The 24,369-nt window shown below is 63.9% G+C and carries 16 protein-coding genes; 12 read left to right on the forward strand and 4 right to left on the reverse strand.

All coding sequences use genetic code 11. The annotated features are described in order from the left end of the window. Window positions 1-71 precede the first annotated feature (71 nt). Window positions 72-1,016 carry an alpha/beta fold hydrolase gene (locus tag JEY66_RS02790; protein ID WP_050999331.1) on the forward strand — a complete coding sequence of 315 codons (945 nt, stop codon included), beginning with the start codon at window positions 72-74 and terminating at the stop codon, window positions 1,014-1,016. Between the two features lie 117 nt (window positions 1,017-1,133). Here JEY66_RS02790 and JEY66_RS02795 read toward each other — a convergent pair whose 3' ends face one another. Beyond that, the gene (locus JEY66_RS02795) at window positions 1,134-2,651 is read right to left on the reverse strand and encodes a hypothetical protein (RefSeq protein ID WP_018269127.1); all 1,518 of its coding nucleotides are present in this window, start codon (window positions 2,649-2,651) and stop codon (window positions 1,134-1,136) included. Continuing rightward, window positions 2,648-3,400: an ABC transporter ATP-binding protein gene (locus JEY66_RS02800; RefSeq protein ID WP_016847306.1), complete on the reverse strand. Its 753-nt coding sequence runs from the start codon at window positions 3,398-3,400 to the stop codon at window positions 2,648-2,650. The genes JEY66_RS02795 and JEY66_RS02800 overlap by 4 nt, the downstream gene beginning before the upstream one ends. Before the next feature lie 295 nt (window positions 3,401-3,695). Here JEY66_RS02800 and JEY66_RS02805 point away from each other — a divergent pair, with 295 nt between their 5' ends. The 6 genes from JEY66_RS02805 to JEY66_RS02830 all read left to right on the forward strand — a co-directional run bounded on the left by JEY66_RS02805 (window position 3,696) and on the right by JEY66_RS02830 (window position 10,721). Next, the gene (locus JEY66_RS02805; RefSeq protein WP_018269126.1) at window positions 3,696-4,571 is read left to right on the forward strand and encodes a branched-chain amino acid ABC transporter permease; all 876 of its coding nucleotides are present in this window, start codon (window positions 3,696-3,698) and stop codon (window positions 4,569-4,571) included. 111 nt (window positions 4,572-4,682) lie between these two features. Then, window positions 4,683-5,834, forward strand: coding sequence for a branched-chain amino acid ABC transporter permease (locus JEY66_RS02810; RefSeq protein WP_016846829.1), 1,152 nt, complete (start codon window positions 4,683-4,685; stop codon window positions 5,832-5,834). Then, complete coding sequence (locus JEY66_RS02815) at window positions 5,831-6,589, forward strand: ABC transporter ATP-binding protein (RefSeq protein WP_018269125.1); 759 nt, start codon at window positions 5,831-5,833, stop codon at window positions 6,587-6,589. Before JEY66_RS02810 ends, JEY66_RS02815 begins: the two co-directional genes overlap by 4 nt. A gap of 10 nt (window positions 6,590-6,599) precedes the next feature. Continuing rightward, window positions 6,600-7,379, forward strand: coding sequence for an ABC transporter ATP-binding protein (locus tag JEY66_RS02820; protein ID WP_018269124.1), 780 nt, complete (start codon window positions 6,600-6,602; stop codon window positions 7,377-7,379). Between the two features lie 140 nt (window positions 7,380-7,519). Continuing rightward, complete coding sequence (locus tag JEY66_RS02825) at window positions 7,520-9,358, forward strand: AMP-dependent synthetase/ligase (protein ID WP_026191965.1); 1,839 nt, start codon at window positions 7,520-7,522, stop codon at window positions 9,356-9,358. 163 nt (window positions 9,359-9,521) lie between these two features. Then, window positions 9,522-10,721 carry an ABC transporter substrate-binding protein gene (locus JEY66_RS02830; RefSeq protein WP_016846826.1) on the forward strand — a complete coding sequence of 400 codons (1,200 nt, stop codon included), beginning with the start codon at window positions 9,522-9,524 and terminating at the stop codon, window positions 10,719-10,721. 128 nt (window positions 10,722-10,849) lie between these two features. On the opposite strand, the gene JEY66_RS02835 is transcribed toward JEY66_RS02830, so the two are convergent. After that, a complete protein-coding gene (locus JEY66_RS02835; protein ID WP_016846825.1) occupies window positions 10,850-11,596 on the reverse strand; it encodes a transglutaminase-like cysteine peptidase in 747 nt (248 codons plus the stop codon). 594 nt (window positions 11,597-12,190) lie between these two features. On the opposite strand from JEY66_RS02835, the gene JEY66_RS02840 reads away from it, so the two are divergent. Together JEY66_RS02840 and JEY66_RS02845 are read left to right on the forward strand one after the other, a co-directional pair. Next, window positions 12,191-16,357 (forward strand): VCBS domain-containing protein, encoded by a 4,167-nt coding sequence (locus JEY66_RS02840; RefSeq protein ID WP_016846824.1) that lies wholly within the window; start codon window positions 12,191-12,193, stop codon window positions 16,355-16,357. 100 nt (window positions 16,358-16,457) lie between these two features. Next, a complete protein-coding gene (locus tag JEY66_RS02845; RefSeq protein ID WP_018269122.1) occupies window positions 16,458-18,692 on the forward strand; it encodes a CHASE2 domain-containing protein in 2,235 nt (744 codons plus the stop codon). A gap of 162 nt (window positions 18,693-18,854) precedes the next feature. Here the strand turns inward: JEY66_RS02845 and JEY66_RS02850 are convergent, their stop codons facing one another. After that, window positions 18,855-20,462 (reverse strand): ABC transporter substrate-binding protein, encoded by a 1,608-nt coding sequence (locus tag JEY66_RS02850; RefSeq protein WP_016846822.1) that lies wholly within the window; start codon window positions 20,460-20,462, stop codon window positions 18,855-18,857. A gap of 209 nt (window positions 20,463-20,671) precedes the next feature. Between JEY66_RS02850 and JEY66_RS02855 the strand changes: the two genes are divergently transcribed. The 3 genes from JEY66_RS02855 (at window position 20,672) to JEY66_RS02865 (ending at window position 24,366) form a co-directional block, all read left to right on the forward strand. After that, window positions 20,672-22,324 carry an ABC transporter substrate-binding protein gene (locus JEY66_RS02855; RefSeq protein ID WP_016846821.1) on the forward strand — a complete coding sequence of 551 codons (1,653 nt, stop codon included), beginning with the start codon at window positions 20,672-20,674 and terminating at the stop codon, window positions 22,322-22,324. Window positions 22,325-22,521: 197 nt separating this feature from the next. Next, complete coding sequence (locus JEY66_RS02860) at window positions 22,522-23,475, forward strand: ABC transporter permease (RefSeq protein ID WP_016846820.1); 954 nt, start codon at window positions 22,522-22,524, stop codon at window positions 23,473-23,475. A gap of 3 nt (window positions 23,476-23,478) precedes the next feature. Then, window positions 23,479-24,366 (forward strand): ABC transporter permease, encoded by an 888-nt coding sequence (locus JEY66_RS02865; protein WP_026191964.1) that lies wholly within the window; start codon window positions 23,479-23,481, stop codon window positions 24,364-24,366. The last annotated feature ends 3 nt before the right edge of the window (window positions 24,367-24,369 follow it).

Raw genomic sequence — 24,369 nt, forward strand, 5'->3', positions numbered from 1 at the left:
GCGATCCGGCGGATTGTTGCGTCGAGACGCGCTAGGATGCCGCGCAGACAACCAGGATCAGGGAGTTATGCGTGACTGACACTGCCTCCGCGCCGCGCGCGCCTTCGACCAGGCGGCTCGAACCAGTGCGCCATGTCGACGCTGGCGTGCTCAACATCGCCTATTACGAGGCTGGTCCGGCCGCCGGGCCGGCCGTGATGCTGATGCACGGCTTCCCCTACGACATCCACTCCTATGTGGACGTCGCGCCTGCGCTGGCGGCGCAGGGCTGTCGGGTCATCGTGCCCTATCTGCGCGGCTACGGACCGACGGCGTTCCGCGACAAGGCGACGCCACGTTCGGGCGAGCAGGCGGCGGTCGGGGCCGACATGATGGCGCTGATGGACGCGCTCGGCATCGAGCGCGCGGTGTTCGCCGGCTATGACTGGGGCGGCCGCGCCGCATCGATCGGTGCGGCGCTGTGGCCGCAGCGATGCATCGGACTCGTCTGCACCAACGGCTACATGATCCAGGACATCGCGCATGCAATGGTGCCGGCGCCGCCGGATCGCGAGGTGGCGCTGTGGTACCAGTACTACTTCCAGCTCGAGCGGGGGCGGGCGGGGCTCGCCGCCAACCGGCGCGGCATCGCCAAAATCCTGTGGTCGCAATGGTCGCCGAGCTGGGCGTTCAACGACGCCTGCTTCGAGCGGACTGCGGTCGCGTTCGACAATCCTGATTATGTCGACGTCGTGATCCACAGTTATCGGCACCGCTACGGCGTGGTCGATGGGGATCCGCAATATGCGGATTTGCAGCGGCGGCTCGACATATTGCCTGTCATCAGGGTCCCCGCCATCTCGCTCGACGGCGCCGACGACGGCGTGACGTTCGCGACCGACGGCAGTCGCACCGCGGCCAAGTACACCCGCCGCCTGGCCCATCGCCTGATTCCGCATGCCGGCCACAATCTGCCGCGGGAAGCGCCCGAGGCGTTTGCCGCCGCAGTGCTGGAGGTGATGAAGGCTAAAGCATGATCCGGAAAAGTGCGAAGCGGTTTTCCCGCGCGACAAACGCGGGACGCGTTTGCGCGGAGATCATGCTCAAACAAGGAACTAGAGCGCGATGATGATTCAATCTAAGCTCATCGCGCTTTAGCGCCGCGGGCTGATCTTCCAGGCGATGGCAAGCGTCAGCAGCGTCAGAATGCCGCTGACCAGCGCGGCCGTCGGGATTGTCAGGGCCAGCGCCGCGGTTGCGGCCCAGCCGATCGAGGAGAAGGCTTCCGCGAAAGTGGCGATGCGGGAGGAGGTCTGACGCCGGCGGAATTGGCTGCGCTTGGCCTGCGCGCGGAACCAGAGCTGGACGGCGGCGGCGGATGCGGTCGCGATGAGGATTGCGATCGCCGTGACCGCGGCCTGCCCCGGCGAGGCAAACGCCAGCGCGGCCACCAGCGGGGCGAAGACCACGGCGATGGCGAACAGGACCACCTCGACCTTGGCGCGGGTCACGCGTGACGGCGGCAGCGGCGCGGTCGCCACCAGATCGGGCGCGTCCTCGCCGGAGATGGTCAGCCAGGCGAGCCCGCCGGCGAGCTGGCCTGCGGCCATGACGATGACGGGCGTAATCAGCACGATCGCAGTCGATGTACCGGAGAAGCTTCGCCACAGCATCAGCGCCGGCGGCAGCAGGTAGAGCATCTGCATCAGGCTCTGCGACAGCAGCCACGGATCGCGGCGCAGCAGCAAGAATTCCTTGCGCCGCAGCGCCTGCTGCCGCGAGCCCGCCCGGAACGCGCGGGCGCGTCCCCGCGTCACCGCAGCCGGATTGGCGGCGACGCTGGCGACCGTATCGGCAAACCGCGGTGCGAATATCGCCATCACGCCGCCGAGCATCACCAGCGCTGCGGCGAGCAGCAGCATCATGATTTCGAGGTCGCCGAGCGATGCCCGTGCCGGCCACCACAGCAGGCTGTCGGGGGCGGGGGCAATTCGCGCCGCGGTTTCCGAGGTCAGAAAGGCAAAGCGCGACAGCGTGCCGTAGGACAGCACGGCCACGACCTGCAGCGCGATGACGAAGCCCGCACCGATCACGGCGGAGACGACCTGCGCCACCAGCCGCGTCCGGCTCGGCTCGATCAGGCGGAACAGGAACGCGGTGACGGCGATCGCGGTGGCTGCCGCCGACAGCCCGATCGCAAGGACGACGCCGAAGCCGGCGAGCCAGCGCGGGCCGCCGAGATAGACCAGCACGTCGATGAACGGCGTCGACAGCAAGAGCGCCATGCTGCTCACGGTCAGCGCGATCGCGGCGATCCGGATCGAGAAGATGTTGGTGAGTTTTGCCGGCGACGACATGATCAAATCGAGGTCGGCGCGGGCGTAGAACACGCGCGTCACCGACTCGATCGCCTGCGAGAGCATCAGCGCCCAGGCCAGGAAGATCGTCGCGGTCAGCACGATCAGCGACGACGGGTCGAGCGGAAACCGCAGGTCGGCATAGCGGCTGACCACGGCATAAGCCGGCAGATGCAGGATCGCCGCGAAGATCAGGAGGCCGATCACGGCGCGATTGCGCCGGCGCCGGCCGCCGGTCATCATCGCCAGCCATTCGCGCCACGCCAGGCGGAATTCGTGGCGCGCGAACCAGGTGAGGTGGGCGACCGAACTCACGCGGCCGCCGCTTCGGTATCGACCAGCGCGATGAACATATCCTCGAGGGTGGTGTCGTTGCGGCCGTTCTGCTCGCGCAGCTCGGCCAGCGTGCCCTCGGCGATCAGCCTGCCGGCCGCGATCACGCCGATGCGGTCGGCCATTCGCTCGGCGACTTCGAGAATGTGGGTCGTCATGATCACGGTGCAGCCGGCGCGGACGCGCTCCTGCAGCAGCCCCTTGACGTGACGCGCCGACAGCGCGTCGAGGCCGGTCAGCGGTTCGTCGAGAATGATCAGGCGGGGATCGTGCACCAGCGCGCCGGCGAGCGCCACCTTCTGGCGCATGCCCTTGGAGAAGCCTTCGCAGCGCTCGTTGAGATGCGGCTCGAGCCCGAGCGACATCAGGAGATCGCGCGCCGAGCTCTCCGAGGTTCGCGGATCGATGCCCCACAGGCCGGCGACGAATTCGAGATATTCCAGCGGCGTCAGCTTGTCGTAGATCATCGGCTCGTCGGACACCCATGCCATGACCTGCTTGGCTGAGACCGGATCGGCGAGTGCGTCGGTGCCGAGGATCGACACCGAGCCGGCATCGGGCCGCAACAGCCCCGCCACCATGCGCAGCGTCGTGGTCTTGCCGGCGCCGTTCGGCCCGAGCAGCGCATAGAATTCGCCGACACGGATCGTGAGATCGAGCGCGTCGACCGCCGGGCGGTCAAAACGCTTGGTTAACCCTCGCACGGCGAGTGCGGACAGTTCAGGTGTCATGGCGTGGTGGCGATCCGGAAGTTCGCTCGTCGGTTGCGCAAAGCTTGGACAAAAACCGTTTCGGTGCAGTGAATCGCACGGGGCAAATCAAAGGTGATATCCGTATTAGTCCGTGCTGCGGCAAATCTCCGCAAATGTGATGATACAGCGACATCAGCGGTTTGTTGACAGGGATCGGGCCTTTTGGCTCAATCGGGGCGGACATAGGCGGCTTTCAGCGCTCCAGACACAAGGGCGTGAAGGCGGGATGCAACGAGCGATCGGATAAGAATCGCCGGGCATCGGGGAGGGAACGATGCTGGACTTTGTTCAGCAGCTCGTCAGCGGCATCGCGCTCGGCTGCGTTTACGGCCTGATCGCGCTCGGCTTCGTGCTGGTCTACAAGGCAACCGAGGTCGTCAATTTCGCGCAAGGCGATTTGATGATGCTGGGCGGCTTTTTCGCCTTCACCTTCATCGGCATGCTCGGGCTGAATTACTGGGTCGGGTTCGCCGGCGCGGTGATCTGCATGGCGCTGTTCGGCATGCTGGCCGAGCGGCTCGTGGTGCGGCCGATCCTCGGCTATCCGCAGTTCTCCATCATCATGGCGACGATCGGGCTCGGCTATTTCCTGCGCTCGATCTCCGGCATGATCTGGGGCACCGACGACTTCAAGATCGAGACGCCGTTCAGCCAGGGCGTCCTGCGGATCGGCAGCCTGGTGCTCGCCTACGACAAGCTGTCGGTGATCGCGGCGACCATCATCCTGTGCGCGCTGCTCTATCTGTTCTTCAACCGCACCACGCTCGGCACCGCGATGCGCGCCAGCTCCGAGAACATGCTGGCTGCCTATTACATGGGCATTCCGGTCAAGCGGGTGGTCTCGATCGTCTGGGCGATCTCGGCCGCGGTGGCGACCTGCGCCGGCGTGCTGTTGGCGCCGATCACCTTCATTCACTCCAATGTCGGCCTGGTGCTGGGGTTGAAGGCGTTTCCGGCCGCGGTGCTCGGCGGCTTCGGCTCGATCCCGGGCGCCGTGGTCGGCGGCGTCCTGATCGGCGTGATCGAGAGCATGGCCGGCTTCTATTTGCCGCAGGGTTGGAAGGACGTCGCGCCCTACATCGTGCTGCTCGCGGTGCTGCTGCTCAAGCCCGAGGGCCTGTTCGGCCTTCATGTCCGCAAGAAGGTCTGAGCATGATCCGGAAAAGTGGCAACCGGTTTTCCGAAGAGATCATGCTCAAAAGAGAAGACGGGATCATGATGCGATTAGATCGTAATCGCATCATGATCTAGGGAGCGACACATGCGGTTTCTCTTCAAGACCGATTACGAAGACGACATCAAGCTGTTCCCGCATTCGGGCTACATCTATTCCTACGGCCTGTTGCTGGCGGTGCTGCTGATCGCGCCCTACGTGCTGTCAAGCTATCTGATGAGCCAGCTGGTCTTCGTCTGCATCTACGCGACCGTCGGCGTCGGGCTCTTGATCCTGACCGGCTTCACCGGACAGGCCTCGCTCGGCCATGCCGCGTTTCTGGCGATCGGCGCCTACACCGCGGCCTATCTGCAGCAGTTCAATGTGCCGTTCCCGGTCTATTTCCTCGCCGCGGGGCTGTTGACCGGCGTGGTCGGCGCGCTGGTCGGGTTTCCGGCGCTGCGGCTGCAGGGCATCTATCTGGTGATCGCGACGATCTCCTTTGCGTTCATCGTCGAGGAGATCCTGGCGCGCTGGGAAAGCGTCACCAACGGCAATGAGGGCATGCGGGTCAAGACCATGCAGCTGCTCGGCACGACGGTGTCGCGCGATGGTCCGACCTTCTATTATCTCTGCCTTGCGGTACTGGTGCTGACCATCGTCGGCACGCTCAATCTGCTGCGCTCGCCGACCGGGCGCGCCTTCGTCGCGATCCGCGACAGCGAGACCGCGGCGCGCAGCATGGGCATCAATGTCGCGCTCTACAAGGTGAAGTCGTTCGCGATCTCGGCGGCGATCACCGGCTTTGCCGGCGTGCTGTTCGCGCACAAGCTGTCCTTCATCTCGCCCGAGATGTTCACGCTGCAGCTCTCGATCGAGTTCATCATCGTGATCCTGATCGGCGGCACGTTCAGCCTGCACGGCGCGGTGCTGGGCGCGATCTTCCTGGTCATGATCGATCCGTTCCTGACCTATCTGAAGGACGATATGCCCGGCGTGATCGGCGGCATTGCTGCGACGCTCGGCGCCGGCACCGAGCGCGCGGGCCACATCCAGGACGCGGTCGCAGCCTTCGCCTCCGCCAACGGACTGAAAGGCGCGATCTACGGCATCATCATCGTGCTGTTCGTGCTGTTTGAGCCGCTCGGACTCTACGGCCGCTGGCTCAAGATCAAGCTCTTCTTCCAGCTGTTCCCGCTCTACAAGCGCGCGACCTTCAAGCGGCAGAAGATCTACGTGAAATCGGAGCGGAACAGATGAGCTATTTCCGCGCCGAGAACCTGTCGCTGCATTTCGGGGGCCTCAAGGCGGTCGATGCGGTCAGCTTCGCGGTCGAGAAGGGCGAGATCCTCTCGATCATCGGGCCCAACGGCGCCGGCAAGAGCTCGATCTTCAACCTGATCTCGCGGATCTATCCGCCGACCTCCGGCAAGATCTTCTTCGAGGATCAGGATATCACCCAGGAGCCGGCCTACGATATCGCGAAACTCGGCATCGCCCGCACCTTCCAGAACATCGAGCTGTTCGAGAACGCGACCGTGCTGAGCAATCTCCTGGTCGGCCGCCATCGCCATTCCACGACCCGGCTGTGGCAGGAGCTGTTGTTCCTGCCGAGCGTCCGCGCCGGCGAGAAGGCGCATCGCCGCCGCGTCGAGCAGGTGATCGAATTTCTCGATCTCGAGCCCTACCGCGACAAGCTGATCTCGGGACTGCCTTACGGCGTGCGCAAGGTGATCGAGCTGGCGCGGGCGCTGTGCTCGGAGCCGAAGCTGATCCTGCTCGACGAGCCGTCGTCCGGCCTCAATGTCGAGGAGACCGACGACATGTCGTTCTGGATCCGCGACATGAAGAGCGAGCTCGGCATCACCGTGCTAATGGTCGAGCACGACATGACGCTGGTCAACCGCGTTTCCGACCGCATCATCGCGCTGAACTACGGCCGCGTCCTGGCGATGGGCTCGCCGTCCGAGGTGCAGCACCATCCCGACGTCGTCGCAGCATATCTCGGCGCATGAGGATGATGCCATGAGCACAGCGGACATTATCCTGAAGCTCTCCAACATCGAAAGCTATTACGGGCCGATCATGGCGATCCGCGGCATCAGCCTCGAGGTGCCGCGCGGCCGGATCGTGACGCTGCTCGGCGCCAACGGCGCCGGCAAGACCACGGTCTTGAAGACGATCTCCGGCATCCTCGACCCGCAGAAGGGCTCGATCGAATTCCTCGGCAAGCCGATCCAGCGCATGGAGGCCGACCGGATCGTGCGGCTCGGCCTCAGCCACGTGCCCGAGGGGCGCGAGGTGTTTCCGTTCCTGTCGGTGCGCGAAAACCTGATGATGGGCGCCTATCTGCGCAAGGACCGCGACGGTGTGGCGCAGGACCTCGAGCGCGTCTACGGCTATTTTCCACGGCTGAGGGAGCGGCTCGGCCAGCCCGCCGGGCAGCTTTCGGGCGGCGAGCAGCAGATGCTGGCGATCGGGCGGGCACTGATGAACCGGCCGACGCTGCTGCTGCTCGATGAGCCGTCGCTCGGGCTGTCGCCGATCCTTGTGAAGGAAATCTTCACCATCATCCGCCGCGTCAATGAGGAGCAGGGCATGTCGATCCTGCTGGTCGAGCAGAATGCCAAGATCGCGCTGGAGACGGCGCACTACGGCTATGTGCTGGAGATCGGCCGCGTCGTCATGAACGACACCTGCGAGCGGCTGATGAATTCACCCGATATCCAGGAGTTCTACCTCGGCGCCAAGGAAGCCGGCGCGCGGGGCGAGCGGCGCTGGAAAAAGAAGAAGACGTGGCGTTGAGAAGGACTTGGCGCTGAAAATTGGCGCCGAGGAAGGTTTGGCACTGAGATCGAGTTGGAGCTAGATTTAAGGCCTGTTTCGCCAACAAGACCGGTACCAAGGGCCGGCGGGTGAGACGGGCGGCAGAGGAGGGAGCGCGCATGGCAGGACCAGCGGTGCTGACGGTTGCCGACACGATCGCGAGGAGCTTTCTGCTCGCGGTTCAGACGCGTGGCGACAGGCCCGCGATCCGCGAGAAGAAGTTCGGCATCTGGCAGCCGACCAGCTGGCGCGAATGGCTGCAGATTTCCAAGGACATCGCCTTCGGCCTGCAGGCGACCGGCTTTCGCCCCGGCGACGTCGCCTCGATCATCGCCAACGCCGTGCCGGAATGGGTCTATGCCGACATGGGCATCCTGTGCGCCGGCGGCGTCTCGTCCGGGATCTATCCGACCGATTCGGCGGCGCAGGTCGAATACCTCATCAATGATTCCCGCACGCGGGTGATCTTCGTCGAGGACGAGGAGCAGCTCGACAAGGTGCTGACCTGCCGCGCGCGCTGTCCGACGCTGGAGAAGATCGTCGTGTTCGATATGGAGGGCCTCTCCGGCTTCTCCGATCCGATGGTGCTTTCGTTTGCCGAATTCACCGCGCTTGGCCGCAACCATGCCCAGGGCAATGACGCCGTGTGGGACGAAATGACCGGCAGCCGCACCGCCTCCGATCTCGCGATACTGGTCTACACCTCCGGCACCACGGGCCCGCCCAAGGGCGCGATGCACTCGAACCGCAGCGTGACGCACCAGATGCGCCACGCCAACGATCTCTACCCCTCGACCGACAGCGAGGAGCGGCTGGTGTTCCTGCCGCTCTGCCACGTCGCCGAGCGGGTCGGCGGCTATTACATCTCGCTCGCACTCGGCTCGGTGATGAATTTCGCCGAGAGCCCGGAGACGGTGCCGGACAATCTGCGCGAGGTGCAGCCGACTGCGTTCCTCGCGGTGCCCCGGATCTGGGAGAAGTTCTATTCCGGCATCACCATCGCGCTGAAGGATGCGACCCCGTTCCAGAACTGGATGTATGCCCGCGCGCTCGCGATCGGCAACCGGATGACCGAGTGCCGGCTGCAGGGCGAAGCGCCGCCCTTGTTGCTGCGGATCGCCAACCGCGCGGCCTATTGGCTGGTGTTCCGCAACATCCGCCGCATGCTCGGGCTTGACCGCTGCCGGATCGCATTGACTGGAGCCGCGCCGATCTCGCCGGATCTGATCCGCTGGTATCTCGCGCTCGGCATCGACATGCGCGAGGTCTACGGCCAGACCGAGAATTGCGGCGTCGCGACCATGATGCCGGCGGACCGCATCAAGCTCGGCTCGGTCGGCAAGGCCGCGCCCTGGGGCGAGGTGATGATCTGCCCGAAGGGCGAGATCCTGATCAAGGGCGACTTCCTGTTCATGGGCTATCTCAACCAGCCGGAGAAGACCGCCGAGACGATCGACGCGAAGGGCTGGCTGCACACCGGCGACGTCGGCACGATCGACAATGAAGGCTATGTCAAGATCACCGACCGGATGAAGGACATCATCATCACCTCCGGCGGCAAGAACATCACGCCGTCCGAGATCGAGAACCAGCTCAAATTCTCGCCCTATGTCTCGGACGCGGTCGTGATCGGCGACAAGCGGCCGTATCTCACCTGCCTGATCATGATCGACCAGGAGAATGTCGAGAAATACGCCCAGGATCACGACATCCCCTTCACCAATTACGCGAGCCTGTGCCGCGCCCGCGAAATCCAGGATCTGATCCAGCGCGAGGTCGAGGCGGTCAACGTGAAGTTCGCGCGCGTCGAGACCGTCAAGAAATTCTATCTGATCGAGCGCCAGCTCACGCCCGAGGACGAGGAGCTGACGCCGACCATGAAGCTGAAGCGCAGCTTCGTGAACAAGCGCTACGCCGCCGAGATCGACGCCATGTATGGCGAGCGGGCGGTGGCATAGAGCATGATCCGGAAAAGTGTGAAGCGGTTTTCCCTCGCGACAAGCGCGCAACGCTTGCGCGGAGATCATGCTCAAAGAAGGATTCGACGACGCCGAATTGGCGAAGGAGCGAGCCGGCCCGACCCTTCGCTCAACATGGGCCATTGTTAAGGAGGAGACTGCAATGTCGAAATCGCTGAAGGCGCTGGGCCTTGCGGTGAGCGCGCTGGCGCTGACCTGTCTGCCGGCCGCAGCCCAGACCAAGGTCACCAATGAAGGCATATCGCCGACCGAGATCGTGATCGGAACGCATCAGGACTTGTCCGGCCCGATCAAGGTCTGGGGCGTTCCGGTGTCCAACGGCATGAAGATGGCGGTCGAGGAGATCAACGCCGGCGGCGGTATCAACGGCCGCAAGATCAAGATGATCCTGGAGGATAACGGCTACGATCCGAAGAAGGCGGTGCTGGCCTCGCAGAAGATGGTCGAGCGCGACAAGGTGTTCGCGATGATCGGCCCGATGGGCTCGCCGACCGTGCTCGCCGCGCAGGACGTCCTGTTCGATGCCGGCGTGCTGCAGCTGTTCCCGCTGACGGCCGCCGAATTCACCTTCAAGTTCGATCCCGCCAAGCCGCAGGAGCGGCTGAAGTTCAACAACCTCCTGCCCTATGTCGAGAGCACGCGCGCCGCGCTCAAATACATGATGGAGTGGAAGAACTTCAAGAAGCCCTGCATCATGCATCAGGATGACGAGTATGGCAAAAACGTGCTCGATGGCTTCACCCAGCAGCTCGGCGCGATGAAGGTGCAGCCGGCCTCGGTCACGAGCTACAAGCGCGGCGCCTCCGACTTCTCGGCGCAGGTCGCCAAGATGAAGGCCGACGGCTGCGACCTCGTCGTGCTCGGCACCGTGATCCGCGAGACCATCGGCGCGATGAACGAGGCGAAGAAGCTCGGCTGGGACGTGACCTTCCTCGGCGCCACCCCGACCAACGTGCTCGAAGTGCCGGCGCTCGGCAAGGAAGCCGTCGAAGGGCTCTATGCGGCGTCTGGCTTCGAGATTCCCTACGAGGACACGGCCAAGGGCAAGGTGAAGGACTGGCTGGTGAACTACAAGAAGATGTTCAACACCGACGCCAACACCCAGGCGATCATCGGCTACAACGCGGTGATGACCTTCGCCTTCTACGCGCAGAAGGCGGGCAAGGATCTCACCGGCCAGAAGATGCTGGACTCGCTGGAATCAGGCGACAAATTCCTCGACATCTTCAGCTCGCCGCCGACCAAGTTCTCCAAGACGGATCATCTGGCCAACACCATCACCCAGGTGCAGCAGGTCAAGGGCGGCCGCTGGGTTCTGGTGAAGGACAATCTGATGTTCTGAGCGGCATTCCTCGGGATCGTCATTCCGAGATGGTGCGTTTGGACCAGACCCGAAGCCTCGAGATTCCCCAATTCGCAATTGCGAATTGGGGTTCGATGCTTCGCATCGTCCCGGAATGACGCAATCAGTTATCGCGCCGCCGGCCGCCACGCGGCCTCGGCGACGAGCGGGGCATCGACATAGCGGCTGACGCCATGCTGGTCGATCACGAAGGTCGGCCGAAAACTCCTGATGTCGCTGTCCTCGATCATCGCCATGCGGCGGTTGTCGAGCGTTAGCCAGCGGCCGTCGAGCCGCGCCGCGACCAACGCATGGTCCTCGCCGCCGACGAGGTCATGCAGGACGACGATCCGCAAATCTTCCGGCGCGACGCCGGCCTTGCGCAGCGCCACCAATTTCGCGATCGCATAGTCCTCGCAATCGCCGCTGCCGCGGGCGAACGTGGCGAGCGGCGTCGTCCAGACGTCGGGCTCGCCATAGGCCGCAAGATCGCTGCCCGGACGGATCGCAAGGTTGATCGCGCGGTTGATCTCGCCGAGCCGGGCACGACCCTGACGCGCCCGTCCGGCATCGACGATCGCCAGGAACCGCAGCGCCGCCGGCGACACACAGCCGGCGCGGTCGCTCTCGCAGGCTGCCAGTTGCTCCAATTCGTCGGCGAGCTGGCGCTGCACGCCGAGCCATTTGTCGTACAGGCCGCCGTCGGCAAGCAGGCTGGTCGTCAGGCCGAACGGCTCGGTCGACTTTCTGATCAGCGTCGCTGGACCAGGCGAGAGCAGCGAAGCGGCATTGAGCTCGGCAACCGGCGCGGCCAGCGCCAGGCCGAAGCTCAGCATGACGGCGCGCAGCGCAAGCGGGCGAAGCGAGAACCTCATCTGACACCCCCTGTCCGCTCATCGGCGGGTGGATACTGCACCGCGCACGCGACCGGATCGTTTCATGCCCGCCAGCATGGCGAACGATCCCTTCGAATCGACTTAAGATGTGGGGAATCAGGGGAAGAGGCTAAAGGGCGCCTGCTTGGGGTCCCGAAAACTTTACCGGTTTGTGAAAGGAAGCGGCGAACCTTTTTCCACTGCTTTGCAACTCATCCTTGCCTTCTGGTTAACCCGGCCGGTCCGCGCACGGACTGCTGTGATTTGTAAGCTAAGTCACAGCTCTGGCCGGGAAATTGGGGTCAAATGCCCGCTCTGGGCTATGGGGAAATAGAGGCAAGTACAGAAATGCCAATCAATACCACGAATACGTGGCTCAGTACGTATCTTGGCTTAAATCCCACCTTATGGTACCGTCAAGCGAATCCGAACTACACGGCTCTTCACAGCGTGAGCCAGGTCACATCCAGTCAAACCGCACTAGAGGACCACCTTGCGCAAGCACAGAGTGGTTTCGCCAAGCTTTATCCGATGATATGCAGGCATAATCATTCGGATATTTTAACAATACTAACTCTCGTGCGGTGATCCGCAGTGAACTTTGTCGAGAAATTCGACGGCCTGTTGCCGAACACGGACGCTTATGCCCGTGGATACGTGCACGTCGACAGCGTTTCCACGCATGCTCCGCCCGGCGCGATCATCGTCGACGACGGGCAATTGCTGTTCACCGGCGACTTCAAGCGGACGGGGCTCGATCTCGTCATCGCGAAGGACGATCGGGAACTCGTCCTGCACGACTACTTCAAGGGCGAAAAGCGCGCGCCGCTGGCGTCGCCTGACGGCGCGCATCTCACCGGCGATCTCGTCAGCGCACTCACCGGCTATACCCAATATGCCCAGGCCGGCGGCGCGGCGGAGCCGGCCAAGGTCATCGGCCATGTCACCAAGCTGACCGGGAACGCCACGGCCATCCGCAATGGCGTCGCCATCGTCCTGAACCAGGGCGACAACGTCAACAAGGGTGACGTTGTGCAATCCGGCGGGGACTCGACGCTCGGCATCACCTTCATCGACGGCACCGTGTTCGGTCTCGGACCGAACGCCAAGATGGTGTTGAACGAAATGATCTACGACCCGAACGGGTCGAGCAATTCGTCGCTGATGAGTCTGGTCTCGGGCACGATCTCCTTCGTGGCCGGCGCGACCGCCAAGCACGGCGATATGAAGGTCGATACGCCGGTTGCGACCATGGGCATCCGCGGCACCGCGGTGCTGGTCGAGATCGATTTCGACGTGCAGGGCACCGGCGGCGTGCCGCCGGCCAAATTCCAGGTGCTGGTCGAGCCCGATGGCAGCACCGGCTCCTACATCCTGTTCGACAAGACGACGCTCAATCCGATCGCGACCATCGATCAGGCCGGCACCCAGACCATCGTCAACGGCCAGGGCAGCGTCAGCTTCGTTTCGTCGGCGCAACTGTCGACCGATGCGCAGAAGCTCATCTCCGACGTCTTCGCGCTGAAGTTCACCGACAACAACAATCCCAACACCAAGCTCACGACGAACTTCACGGACAGCGTCGTGCCGGTGTCGACCAGCTTCAAGCTCACCAGCAGCGACAGTGGCGCGCCGATCGTCATTCTGCTGACCTTCGTCAACACGACCGGACCTCAGGCCGGCGGCGCTCCCAACAGCAGGCTCGATCACATCCCGGGGCCGCCGCAAGTCGTGACCCAGGACGCGGTGTTTACCGAGCGGCCGGGGCTGACCCAAAGCGGGCTGTTCGACACTGCGACGGGCCAGATCAAATGGCTGGACCTCAATGTCGGTGACATACCGAGCGCGAAGGTCGACTATTCCGCGTTCAGCTATCGGGACGCCAACGGCAGCGACGTCACCTCATCGCTGACGGCTGCGCAGCTTGCGGCCATCAAGACCGTCGAGATCCCGTTGCTGCTCGAGCCCAATCCGAACAACAAGAATGCCGGTTCGGCAACCTGGACCTACAACCTTGCCGACAGCGCGTTCGACTTCCTGGCTGCCGGGGAAACGCTGACGCTGACCTATGTCGCGCGCGTCGACAATAATTTCGCGCCGAACAACGAGACCACGTTCAAGACCTTCACGATCACGATCACCGGCACCAACGACACGCCGGCGGTAACGTCCTCGACGCAGGCCGGTTCGATCACCGAACTCGCCGCAACGACGAATTCCGCCCAGCCCGATACGGCGCACGGCACGCTGACGTTTACCGATGCGGATCTGACCGACACGCATACGGTCACCATCACCGGCGTCACCGAGGCCGGCGTCACCACCGGACTTGCCGGCCATGCCACCGTGCTGAGCTGGCTGTCGCTGGGTGCCCTGACTGATTCGACCGATGGCGTGACGGGATCGCGCTCCTGGACGTTCTCGGCTGCCGACAGGAGCTTCGACTATCTCGCCACCGGCGAGACGCTGACGCTGACCTACACGATCGAGATCGACGATCATCAGGGTGGCGTCGTCACGCTGCCGGTCACCATCACGATCGTCGGCACCGACGACAGGCCGGTGATCACCTCGCCGACCCAGGCGGCGGCCATCACTGAAGCCGAGGAGACGACCGGTTCGGTCGTGCCGGATACCGCATCCGGTACTGTGACCTTCGTCGATGTCGATCTCAGCGACACCCATAGGGTCACCGTGGCCGGCGTCACCGAAACGGGCGTGACCACAGGGCTTCCCGATCAGGCGACGATACTGGGCTGGATGTCGCTCGGCACGCTGACGGATTCGACCGGCGGCGTAACCGGATCGCGCGCCTGGACATTCTCGGCCGCCGACGGGAATTTCGACTATCTCGCCGTCGGCGAGACGTTGACGCTGACATACCTGATCCAGGTCGACGACCACCACGGCGGCGTCGTGACCCAGCCCGTCACCATCACCATCACGGGCACCAACGACGCGCCGTCGTTCACGTCGGAGCCGCCGACCGCCACGGTCCCCGAGATGATCGGCGAGACCGGATCGATCAAGCTCGACGTGGCCCAGGGCGCGGTGACATTTGCCGACGTCGATCTCAGTGACACCCACATCGTGTCCATCACCGCTGTCGCGGAATCCGGAACGACCACAGGCCTGCCCGAGGACGAGTCCACCATCCTGAACTGGCTCTCGCTGGGGACGCTGACCGATTCGACCGGCGGGGTCGCCGGATCCCAGGCCTGGACCTTCTCGGCCGCCGACCGCAATTTCGATTATCTTGCCGACGGTGAAACGCTGACGCTGACCTATACGGTCGAGGTCAATGACCATCATGGCGGCGTGATCAGCCAACCGGTGACGATCACGATTACCGGCAGCAATGACGCGCCGATCGTCACGTCGGCGCCTCAGGCGGCCATCATCCCCGAACAACCCGATACGACCGGTTCATCGACGCCGGACAGCGCATCGGGCACCGTGACGTTCACCGATGTGGATCTCAGCGACACCCACACCATGACCATCACCGGCGTCGCCGAATCCGGGGCGACCACGGGCCTGCCCGACGAGTCCACGATCCTGAACTGGCTGTCGCTGGGGACGTTGACGGACGCGACCGGCGGTTCAACCGGATCGTCGACCTGGACCTTTTCGGCTGCGGACCAGAATTTCGACTATCTCGCCCTCGGCGAGACGCTGACGCTGACCTACACGATTCAGATCGACGACCAACATGGCGGCGTCGTCAACGAGCCCGTAACGATCACGATCAACGGCGCCAACGACGCGCCGACACTCGCCGACGTCAATGCCGGCACTCTCACCGATACCGCCGATAACGACACGTTCGGCACGCTGACCGGCACGCTGCATGGCAACGACGTCGACCATGGCGAAACCGCGACGCTGACTTATGCCGCGCTCAATTCGGACCACGCCGCGGTCACGCAGATCGCAGGCCTCTACGGCTCGCTGACCATCAACCCGGACGGCACCTACAGCTATGTTCCCGATGCCGCCGCGATCAACGCGTTGGGCAAAGGCACCTATGTCGACACCTTCGATGTGGAGACGATCGACGCGCATGGCGCCGTCGGGACTGCGACGCTGACGATCGACGTGATCGGCGCCAACGACACGCCCGTGATCCATACCGACAACGTCAGTATCACCGAACATCCCAACGGGACCGAGACGATCTCCGGCCTGACCGTGACGGACGCCGATGCGACGGCCGACGAGACCTTCACCATGGCCGCGGCGACGACGCCCGGTGCGGGCAGCAGCGTTGCGCCTTCGTCGCAGGAGGGGCTTCTCTCCAGCATCAACACCGCGCTTGGATCGTCAGGCCTCGTTTACAATCCCGGCCAGACGCCTCCGGCGACCGACAAGATCGCGCTCTCCGTGACCGATGGCCATGGCGCAACCGATACGGTCAACCTGATCTTCAACGTCCAGCAGGATCCGCCGCAGCCGGTGACACTGACGGGGACCAGCGACAAGGACGTGTTCTTCGGTTCGGGGTACCAGGACAAGTTCGTGTTTGCGCCGAGCTTCAACCACGACACGATCCTGAACTTCACGCCAGGCCAGGACCAGATCGACCTGTCCACGGTCGTCTCGGCAAGCACCTTCAGCACCTGGTTCGATCAGCATGTTGCGACATCGCCGACGAACTCGGCGGATACGCTGATCACGGTCGACGGCGCAGACACGATCACATTGCACAATGTCGCGAAGGCGAGCCTGTCTCAGAACGACTTCATTATTCATTTTACCTGACGGACGCGCGGCCGTGCCGCCGCGGGTCTGGTCCGGCCGATTGTGCACTGCGCATGCTTGTTCGATTGGAACAATTCTGCGCGCGTGATATCCAGATGGCATGAAACGGCTGAAGGCGATACGCAGGTGGTTCGCACGGCGCTTCGGCTATGCGCGGCTGGTCTGCGTGGCGCTGTTGATCGGCATTGCCGCGCTGCGGATCGTGGATCCGGCTCCGGTCCAGGAGCTTCGCGTCAGGACGTTTGACACATTCCAGGCGCTGCAGCCGCGCCAGAAGACCGCGCGGCCCGTCACCATCGTCGACATCGACGAGAAGAGCCTCGCCGATCCCCGGCTCGGACAGTGGCCGTGGCCACGGACGCGGCTCGCCGACATCGTCACCAACCTCACCCGGCTCGGCGCCGTGGTGATCGCGTTCGACGCGGTGTTCTCCGAGCCGGACCGTCTCAACCCCGATATCGCCGCCGATACCTTCAGCAGCCTCGATGAGGAGATGCGCGCCAGGCTGCGGCAGCTGCCGAGCAACGACAGCATCATGGCCGAAGCCATCAAGAACTCGCGCGTGGTGCTCGGCGAGTCCGGCGGGCCCAACGTGCGCGCCGACCTCAACGAAAAGCTTCCGGTCACCGGACTTGCGATGCTCGGCGAGGAGCCGCAACCTTTCATGTTCATGTTCCCGGGGCTGCTGCGCAACGTGCCGGTGCTTGAGGAGGCGGCTGCCGGGCGCGGCCTGTTCACGATCAGGCCGGAGCGCGACGGCATCGTCAGGCGCGTGCCGATGATCATGGTGGCGCAGGGCATCACCATGCCGTCGCTGAGCTTCGAGATGCTGCGGGTGGCGAGCGGCTCGGGCACGATCCTGATCAAGGCCGACAAGGCCGGGATCAAGAGCCTGGGTCTCAAGGGCTTTGCGATCCCGACCGATCTCCACGGCCAACTCTGGATCCACTACGCCCGCCGCGATCCCTCGATCTATGTCTCGGCCGTCGATGTGCTGGACGGGCGCGTCCCAGCGGACCGAATTGCCGGCAAGCTGATCGTGATCGGCACCTCGGCGATCGGGCTGAACGACATCAAGACGACGCCGGTGACGCCGGCGATGCCCGGTGTCGAGGTTCATGCCCAGGTGCTGGAGAGCGCGCTGACCGGCGACGTCGTTTCGCAGCCGAATTACGGCATCGGCATCGAGTTCTTCGCCGCGTTGATCATGGGGCTCCTTGTCATCGCCTTCGCGCCGAAGTTCGGTCCGATCACGCTGGTCGCCGTCGGTGGAATGTTCGCCTCCGTGCTGATCGGCACGTCCTGGTATTTCTATTCCCAGCACCGGCTGCTGATCGACTTCACCTATCCGCTGATGTCGACCACGGCGATCTATCTCACGCTGATCTTCTCCGCCTTCGTGCGCGAGCAGCAGCAGCGCCGGCAGATCAGGTCGCAATTCGTGCAGTACATGTCGCCCGCGCTGGTCGAGCAGCTGGCGCAGTCGCCGGAGCGGCTGGTGCTCGGCGGCGAGGAACGCGAGATGACCATCATGTTCTCGGACATGCGCGGTTTCACCTCGATCTCGGAAACCTACAAGAGCAATCCGCAGGGCCTCACGGCGCTGATGAACCGCTTCCTTACTCCGCTTTCCAACGCGATCCTCGCCCGCAAGGGCACCATCGACAAATATATGGGCGACGCCATCATGGCGTTCTGGAACGCGCCGCTCGACGACAAGCAGCACCAGCTCAACGCCTGCGATGCGGCGCTCGACATGCTGGAGCGCGTCGACGACCTCAACCGTGAGCGCGAGCAGGAGGCGAAGGACGGTGGCCACGTCTATGTGCCGCTCAACATCGGTGTCGGTCTCAACACCGGCTCCTGCGTGGTCGGCAATATGGGCTCCGATGTGCGCTTCGACTATTCGGTGTTCGGCGACAGCGTCAATCTGGCCTCGCGGCTCGAGGGGCAGTCCAAGGAGTACGGCTTCCCGATCATCGTGGGATCGAAGACCGCGCTCGCGGTGAAGGAGAAGTTTGCGATCCTCGAGCTCGACTTCATCATGGTCAAGGGCAAGAAGGAGCCCGAGGTGATCTACGCGATTGCCGGCCGCGAGGATGTCGCGAACTCCGGCCGCTTCCAGCGGCTGCGCAACCTGACCATCGAGATGCTCGCCTGCTACCGCGGCCGCGATTGGGACGGCGCGCTCGCCGCGATCGAACGCGGCCGCAAGACCGACGAGGCGCAGACGCTGCAATATCTCTACCGCCTCTACGAGGCGCGCATCCACGCCTTCCAGAAGGAGCCGCCGCCCGACGACTGGAACGGCGCATTCGCGTTGACGACGAAATAGGCGACGCAAACTCGATGTCGTCCCGGCGAAAGCCGGACCCATAACCACAGATGGGTGTTGTTAGAAAGCCGTCTGGCCGCTTGCCTATTGCGCCGGCCGCGGCGTATGGGTCCCGGCCCCCGTGCGCAATTGCGCACTAGGCCGGGACGACGGTCCAGAGATTCACTCCAGCCCGATCTGGGTCAGATCCTGGAACCAGTGCTGCGCCTGCACGAAGGTTTTCACCTTCGGCGACAGCGCGTGCGGATTGGTGTCGTGCACTACCCACACCAGCGCGGCATCGTCGACGATCAGCGCGTGCGCCTGCGCCAGCAGCGCATCCTGCTTCGCGCTATCGAAGGTCTGCTTGGCCTCGTCGATCAGCGCATCGACCTTCGGGTTCTTGTAGCCGCCCCAGTTGACGCCGACCGGCGCGATTTGGCCGGAATGGAAGAACCGCACGATGGCGTAGAGCGGATCCGACGTGACATAGGCGATGTTGTTGGCGGTGATGCCGGCGTTCATCTCGTCCGCCGCGCCCTTGCGCCAGTGCGTATATAATGTCTCGAGCTCGACCACCTTGAAGTCGATGTCGATGCCGATCTCCTTGAAGCTCTGCTGCAGGAATTCGTTCATCGGCAGCGACAGCATCTGCCCGGTACCGCCCTGGGCGATGATGAAGGTCGCCTTCAGTGGCTTGTCCTTCGAATAGCCGGCTTCCTCCACCAGCTTCCTGGCGGCTGCGAGGTCGTATTTCAGTTCAAAGGTCGGCTTGCCGAACCATGGGCTCGACGGATCGACCTGGCCCTTGGCGGGCTTGGCGAGGCCGTTCATCAGGCCAACCACCGCCTCGCGGTCGATCGCGAGGTTGAGCGCCTTGCGCAGGCGGATGTCGGTCCATGGCGAGCCCGGCAGCACGCTCAAGTGATAGTTCCAGACATGCGGTGTCACGTTGTCGACGATCCTCATGCCGGCGGCCTTGAGCTGCGGCACCGCGTCGGGCGCCGGCGTTTCGATCAGGTCGACCTGGCCGGCCAGCAGCGCGTTGGTGCGGGTCAGCGCTTCCGGCATCGGAATCAGGATCATCTTGTCGACCTTCGCAAGCCGCTTCTTGTCCCAATAGTCCGGGTTCTTCGTCAGCTCGGCGAGCTCGCGCGGCACCAGCTTGGTCAGCTTGAACGGACCGGTGCCGGAGGGCTGACTGGCGAATTTGTCCCAGTCCTTGCCGAGCTTTTCATATTGCGCGGGGCTCGAGACCAGGAACCAGAGCATCTGGTAGGGGAAGAAGGAGTCGACGGTCTTGGTGGTGATCTCGATGGTGAAATCGTCGATCTTGGCGTAGCTCGCGACCGAGGGCAGGCGGGTCTTGACCTGCGCGCTCTGCCGCTTGTCGAATTGCGGTGCCTTGTCGTTCAGCACCTTGTCGAGATTCCAGATCACCGCGTCGGCATTGAAGTCGCTGCCGTCATGGAATTTCACGCCCTTACGCAGCGTGAAGCGCCATTTGGTCTTGTCGTTGTCGTCGACCTTCCATTCGGTCGCAAGCCCCGGCACCAGTTTGCCCGGCCGGTCGGCAACATCCATCTCCCAGGCAACCAGCGGATCGTAGATCGTGTAGGCGGTGAACTGATAGGCGCCCGCGCCGCGATCGGGCTGGCCGGTGGTCAGCGGAATGTCGGCCATCGAAATGCCGTAGCGCACAATGGACTCTGCTTGTGCCGACATGGCCGGCCAGCCCGCGGTCAAGGCAAGCGCCATTGCCGCCATCAGGATCGAATTGCGCGCACGCATATGAAGGCTCCGTTGGAAAGACGTCGGAGCCAAATCCTGCAAGCATGATGCCAGAATAGGCATCTTCGCTCCGTTCGGGCGCGAGGTGGGAAGAAATGACGCGCCCGGCGGTTATTTGCTGATGAACTATTCCCCTTGGCACAGGCATTGCATACGCTTGCCCAAGAAATAATCACCAAAACGTCACCAGACTCGAAGGGGCTGCTCAGATGCGTAACAGGAAAACCAATGCGACGGCGATCATGCTGGCGCTTGCGATAGCCACTGGCGTCCCGGCGATCGCCGGCGCCGAGACCGTGCTGCGCATTGGCATGACCGCTGCCGATATTCCGCGCACGCTCGGTCAGCCCGACCAAGGGTTTGAGGGCAATCGCTTCACCGGGCTGACGATGTATGACGCGCTGACGATGTGGGACCTGTCCTCGTCGGACAAGGCGAGCGCGATGATTCCAGGCCTTGCCACCGAGTGGAAGGTCGACGATGCCGACAAGACCAAATGGATTTTCAAGCTGCGCCCCGACGTCACCTTTCATGACGGCTCGCCGTTCAATGCCGACGCCGTGGTCTGGAATGTCGACAAGGTCTTGAAGCAGGACGCGCCGCAATACGATGCGAGCCAGGTCGGCGTCACCGCCTCACGCATGCCGACGCTGGTCTCGGCGCGCAAGATCGACGACATGACGGTGGGGCTGACCACCAAGGAGCCGGACAGCTTCCTGCCGATCAACCTCACCAATCTGTTCATGGCGAGTCCGGCCAAGTGGCAGCAATTCTACGACAAGGCCGAAGGCGCCGACGCCAAGGCGAAGTCGCAGGCCGCGTGGGCCGCGTTCGCCAAGGACGCGTCGGGCACCGGGCCCTGGAAGATGTCGAGCTTCACCCCGCGCGAGCGGCTCGAGCTGGTGAAGAACGAAAATTACTGGGACAAGGCGCGGGTGCCGAAGGTCGACAAGATGGTGCTGTTGCCGATGCCGGAGGCCAATGCCCGCACCGCGGCGCTGCTGTCGGGGCAGGTCAACTGGATCGAGGCGCCGGCGCCGGACGCGCTGCCCGAGATCAAGCAGCGAGGTTTCAACCTCTATTCCAACGAGGAGCCGCATGTCTGGCCGTGGCAGTTTTCGCGCGTCGAGGGTTCGCCGTGGAACGACATCCGCGTCCGCAAGGCTGCCAATCTCTGCGTCGATCGCGAAGGGCTGCGTGACGGCCTGCTTGCCGGCCTGATGGTGCCGGCGACCGGCACGTTCGAGCCGGGCCATCCCTGGCGCGGCAACCCGACCTTCCAGATCAAGTACGACAAGCCGGCCGCGCAGAAGCTGATGCAGGAGGCGGGCTTCGGTCCGAACAAGAAGCTGACGGTCAAGATCCAGACCTCGGCATCGGGGTCGGGCCAGATGCTGCCGCTGCCGATGAACGAGTATCTGCAACAGGCGTTGGCCGAGTGCTACTTCGATGTGCAGCTCGACGTCATCGAGTGGAACACGCTGTTCACCAATTGGCGGCGCGGCACCAAGGATCCGACCGCCAACGGCTCGAACGCCATCAACGTCACCTATGCGGCGATGGATCCGTTCTTCGCACTGGTGCGCTTCCTGCAGTCCGGCATGGCGCCGCCGGTGTCGAACAATTGGGGTTTCAACAACAATCCGAAGTTCGACGAGCTGGTGAAGAAGGCCCGCCAGACCTTCGAGCCGGCCGCGCGCGACGCCGCGCTCGCCGAGCTGCATGCGGCCTCGGTCGACGACGCGGCCTTCCTCTATGTCGCCCACGACGTCGCACCGCGCGCGATGAGCCCGAAGGTCAAGGGCTTTGTGCAGCCGAAGAGCTGGTTCGTCGACTTCTCGCCGGTCACGGTCGCGCCGTGAGGCGCTAGTCGCGCAACAGGTGCACCCTCTCCCCTTGTGGGAGAGGGTGGCTTCGCGAGAGCGAAGCCGGGTGAGGGGTTGTCGCCGCGGACACTCCTCCCCGAGATGAACTGATTGCATCCGCGGATGGAAACCCTCATCCGGCGCGCTCCGCGCGCCACCTTCTCCCGCAAGGGAGCAGGAAGAAAGAACGCAACGTGTTCGCCTATACGTCCAGACGGATCGTCTACGTCATTCCGATCGTGCTCAGCGTGGCGCTGGTGTGCTTCCTCCTGGTGCACATTACGCCCGGCGACCCCCTGGTCGCGGTGCTGCCGGCTGATGCCTCGCAGGAACTCGCCGCGCAATTGCGCACGGCCTACGGCTTCGATCGTCCGTTGCCGGTGCAATTCGGCCTGTGGCTGTGGCGCGCGATCCATGGCGATCTCGGCAATTCGATCGCGACCGGGCGGCCCGTCCTGACCGAGGTGATGCGCGCCGTCGGCAACACCGTGATGCTGGCGATCGCGGCGGCGATGATCGGCTTTACGCTCGGCCTGCTGTTCGGGCTGATCGCCGGCTATTTCCGCGACACCTGGGTCGACAAGGTCGCGACCTCGGTTGCGATAGCCGGCGTGTCGCTGCCGCATTATTGGCTCGGCATGGTGCTGGTCATCATCTTCTCGGTGCAGCTCAACTGGCTACCCGCGGTCGGCGCAGGTCCCGGCGGCTCCGGCGCCTGGGCGTGGGACTGGGAGCATCTGCGCTATCTGGTGCTGCCGGCGATCACCACCTCGGTGATCCCGATGGGCATCATCACCCGTACGGTGCGCGCGTTGACCGGCGACATCCTGAGCCAGGACTTTGTCGAGGCGCTGCGCGCCAAGGGCCTGCGCGAGACCGAGGTGTTCCGCCACGTCGTCAAGAATGCGGCGCCGACCGCGCTCGCGGTCATGGGCCTGCAGCTCGGCTATATGCTGGGCGGCTCGATCCTGATCGAGACCGTGTTCTCCTGGCCGGGATCGGGCCTGCTGTTGAACTCGGCGATCTTCCAGCGCGATCTGCCGCTGCTGCAGGGCACCATCCTGGTGCTGGCGCTGTTCTTCGTGCTGCTCAACCTCCTGGTCGACATCGCGCAGGCCGCGATCGATCCGCGCATCAAGCGGAGCTAGAGCATGAGCGCAATGAGCGATACTGCGTTGCAGGCTGCCCCGACCACCAAGGCGCGCGGCTATTGGGCGACGGTTGCCCGCCGCATCAGGCGCGACAAGGTCAGCATGGCCTGTGCCATCATCCTGGTGCTGATCTTTGCGTCGGCGCTGCTGGCGCCATGGCTGCATCTCGCCGATCCCTATCAGGGCTCGATGATCCGCCGTCTCCGCCATATCGGCACGCCGGGCTATCTTCTCGGCACCGACGAACTCGGCCGCGACATGCTGGCGCGGTTGATCTATGGCGGACGGCTGTCGCTGGTCATCGGCATCCTGCCGGTGATCTTCGCCTTCGTGATCGGCACGTCGCTCGGCCTCGTCGCCGGCTATGTCGGCGGCAAGCTCAATACCGCGATCATGCGCACCGTCGACGTGTTCTACGCCTTCCCGTCGGTGCTGCTGGCGATCGCGATCTCGGGTGCGCTCGGCGCCGGCATCACCAATTCGATCGTGTCGCTGACCATCGTGTTCGTGCCGCAGATCACCCGCGTCGCCGAAAGCGTCACCACCGGCGTCCGCAACATGGATTTCGTCGAGGCGGCGCGCGCGTCCGGCGCCGGGCCCTTCACCATCATGCGCGTGCACATGCTCGGCAACGTGCTCGGCCCGATCTTCGTCTACGCCACCGGCCTGATCTCGGTGTCGATGATCCTCGCGGCCGGTCTGTCGTTCCTCGGGCTCGGCACCAAGCCGCCGGAGCCGGAATGGGGCTTGATGCTGAACACGCTGCGCACAGCGATCTACGTCAATCCGTGGGTCGCGGCGCTGCCGGGCGCGATGATCTTCGCGGTCTCGATCTGCTTCAATCTGCTGAGCGACGGCATGCGCAGCGCCATGGACATCAGGAATTAAAGC

This window comes from Bradyrhizobium elkanii USDA 76 (genome assembly GCF_023278185.1).
Taxonomy (GTDB): domain Bacteria; phylum Pseudomonadota; class Alphaproteobacteria; order Rhizobiales; family Xanthobacteraceae; genus Bradyrhizobium; species Bradyrhizobium elkanii.

Excerpts from the sequence above, each read along its gene's own strand:
- JEY66_RS02835 (WP_016846825.1), bottom strand. The coding sequence starts at position 11,596 with ATGAGGTTCTCGCTTCGCCCGCTTGCGCTGCGCGCCGTCATGCTGAGC.
- JEY66_RS02815 (WP_018269125.1), top strand. The coding sequence starts at position 5,831 with ATGAGCTATTTCCGCGCCGAGAACCTGTCGCTGCATTTCGGGGGCCTC.
- JEY66_RS02865 (WP_026191964.1), top strand. The coding sequence starts at position 23,479 with ATGAGCGCAATGAGCGATACTGCGTTGCAGGCTGCCCCGACCACCAAG.
- JEY66_RS02810 (WP_016846829.1), top strand. The coding sequence starts at position 4,683 with ATGCGGTTTCTCTTCAAGACCGATTACGAAGACGACATCAAGCTGTTC.
- JEY66_RS02855 (WP_016846821.1), top strand. The coding sequence starts at position 20,672 with ATGCGTAACAGGAAAACCAATGCGACGGCGATCATGCTGGCGCTTGCG.
- JEY66_RS02850 (WP_016846822.1), bottom strand. The coding sequence starts at position 20,462 with ATGCGTGCGCGCAATTCGATCCTGATGGCGGCAATGGCGCTTGCCTTG.
- JEY66_RS02805 (WP_018269126.1), top strand. The coding sequence starts at position 3,696 with ATGCTGGACTTTGTTCAGCAGCTCGTCAGCGGCATCGCGCTCGGCTGC.
- JEY66_RS02800 (WP_016847306.1), bottom strand. The coding sequence starts at position 3,400 with ATGACACCTGAACTGTCCGCACTCGCCGTGCGAGGGTTAACCAAGCGT.
- JEY66_RS02820 (WP_018269124.1), top strand. The coding sequence starts at position 6,600 with ATGAGCACAGCGGACATTATCCTGAAGCTCTCCAACATCGAAAGCTAT.
- JEY66_RS02845 (WP_018269122.1), top strand. The coding sequence starts at position 16,458 with ATGAAACGGCTGAAGGCGATACGCAGGTGGTTCGCACGGCGCTTCGGC.
- JEY66_RS02825 (WP_026191965.1), top strand. The coding sequence starts at position 7,520 with ATGGCAGGACCAGCGGTGCTGACGGTTGCCGACACGATCGCGAGGAGC.
- JEY66_RS02830 (WP_016846826.1), top strand. The coding sequence starts at position 9,522 with ATGTCGAAATCGCTGAAGGCGCTGGGCCTTGCGGTGAGCGCGCTGGCG.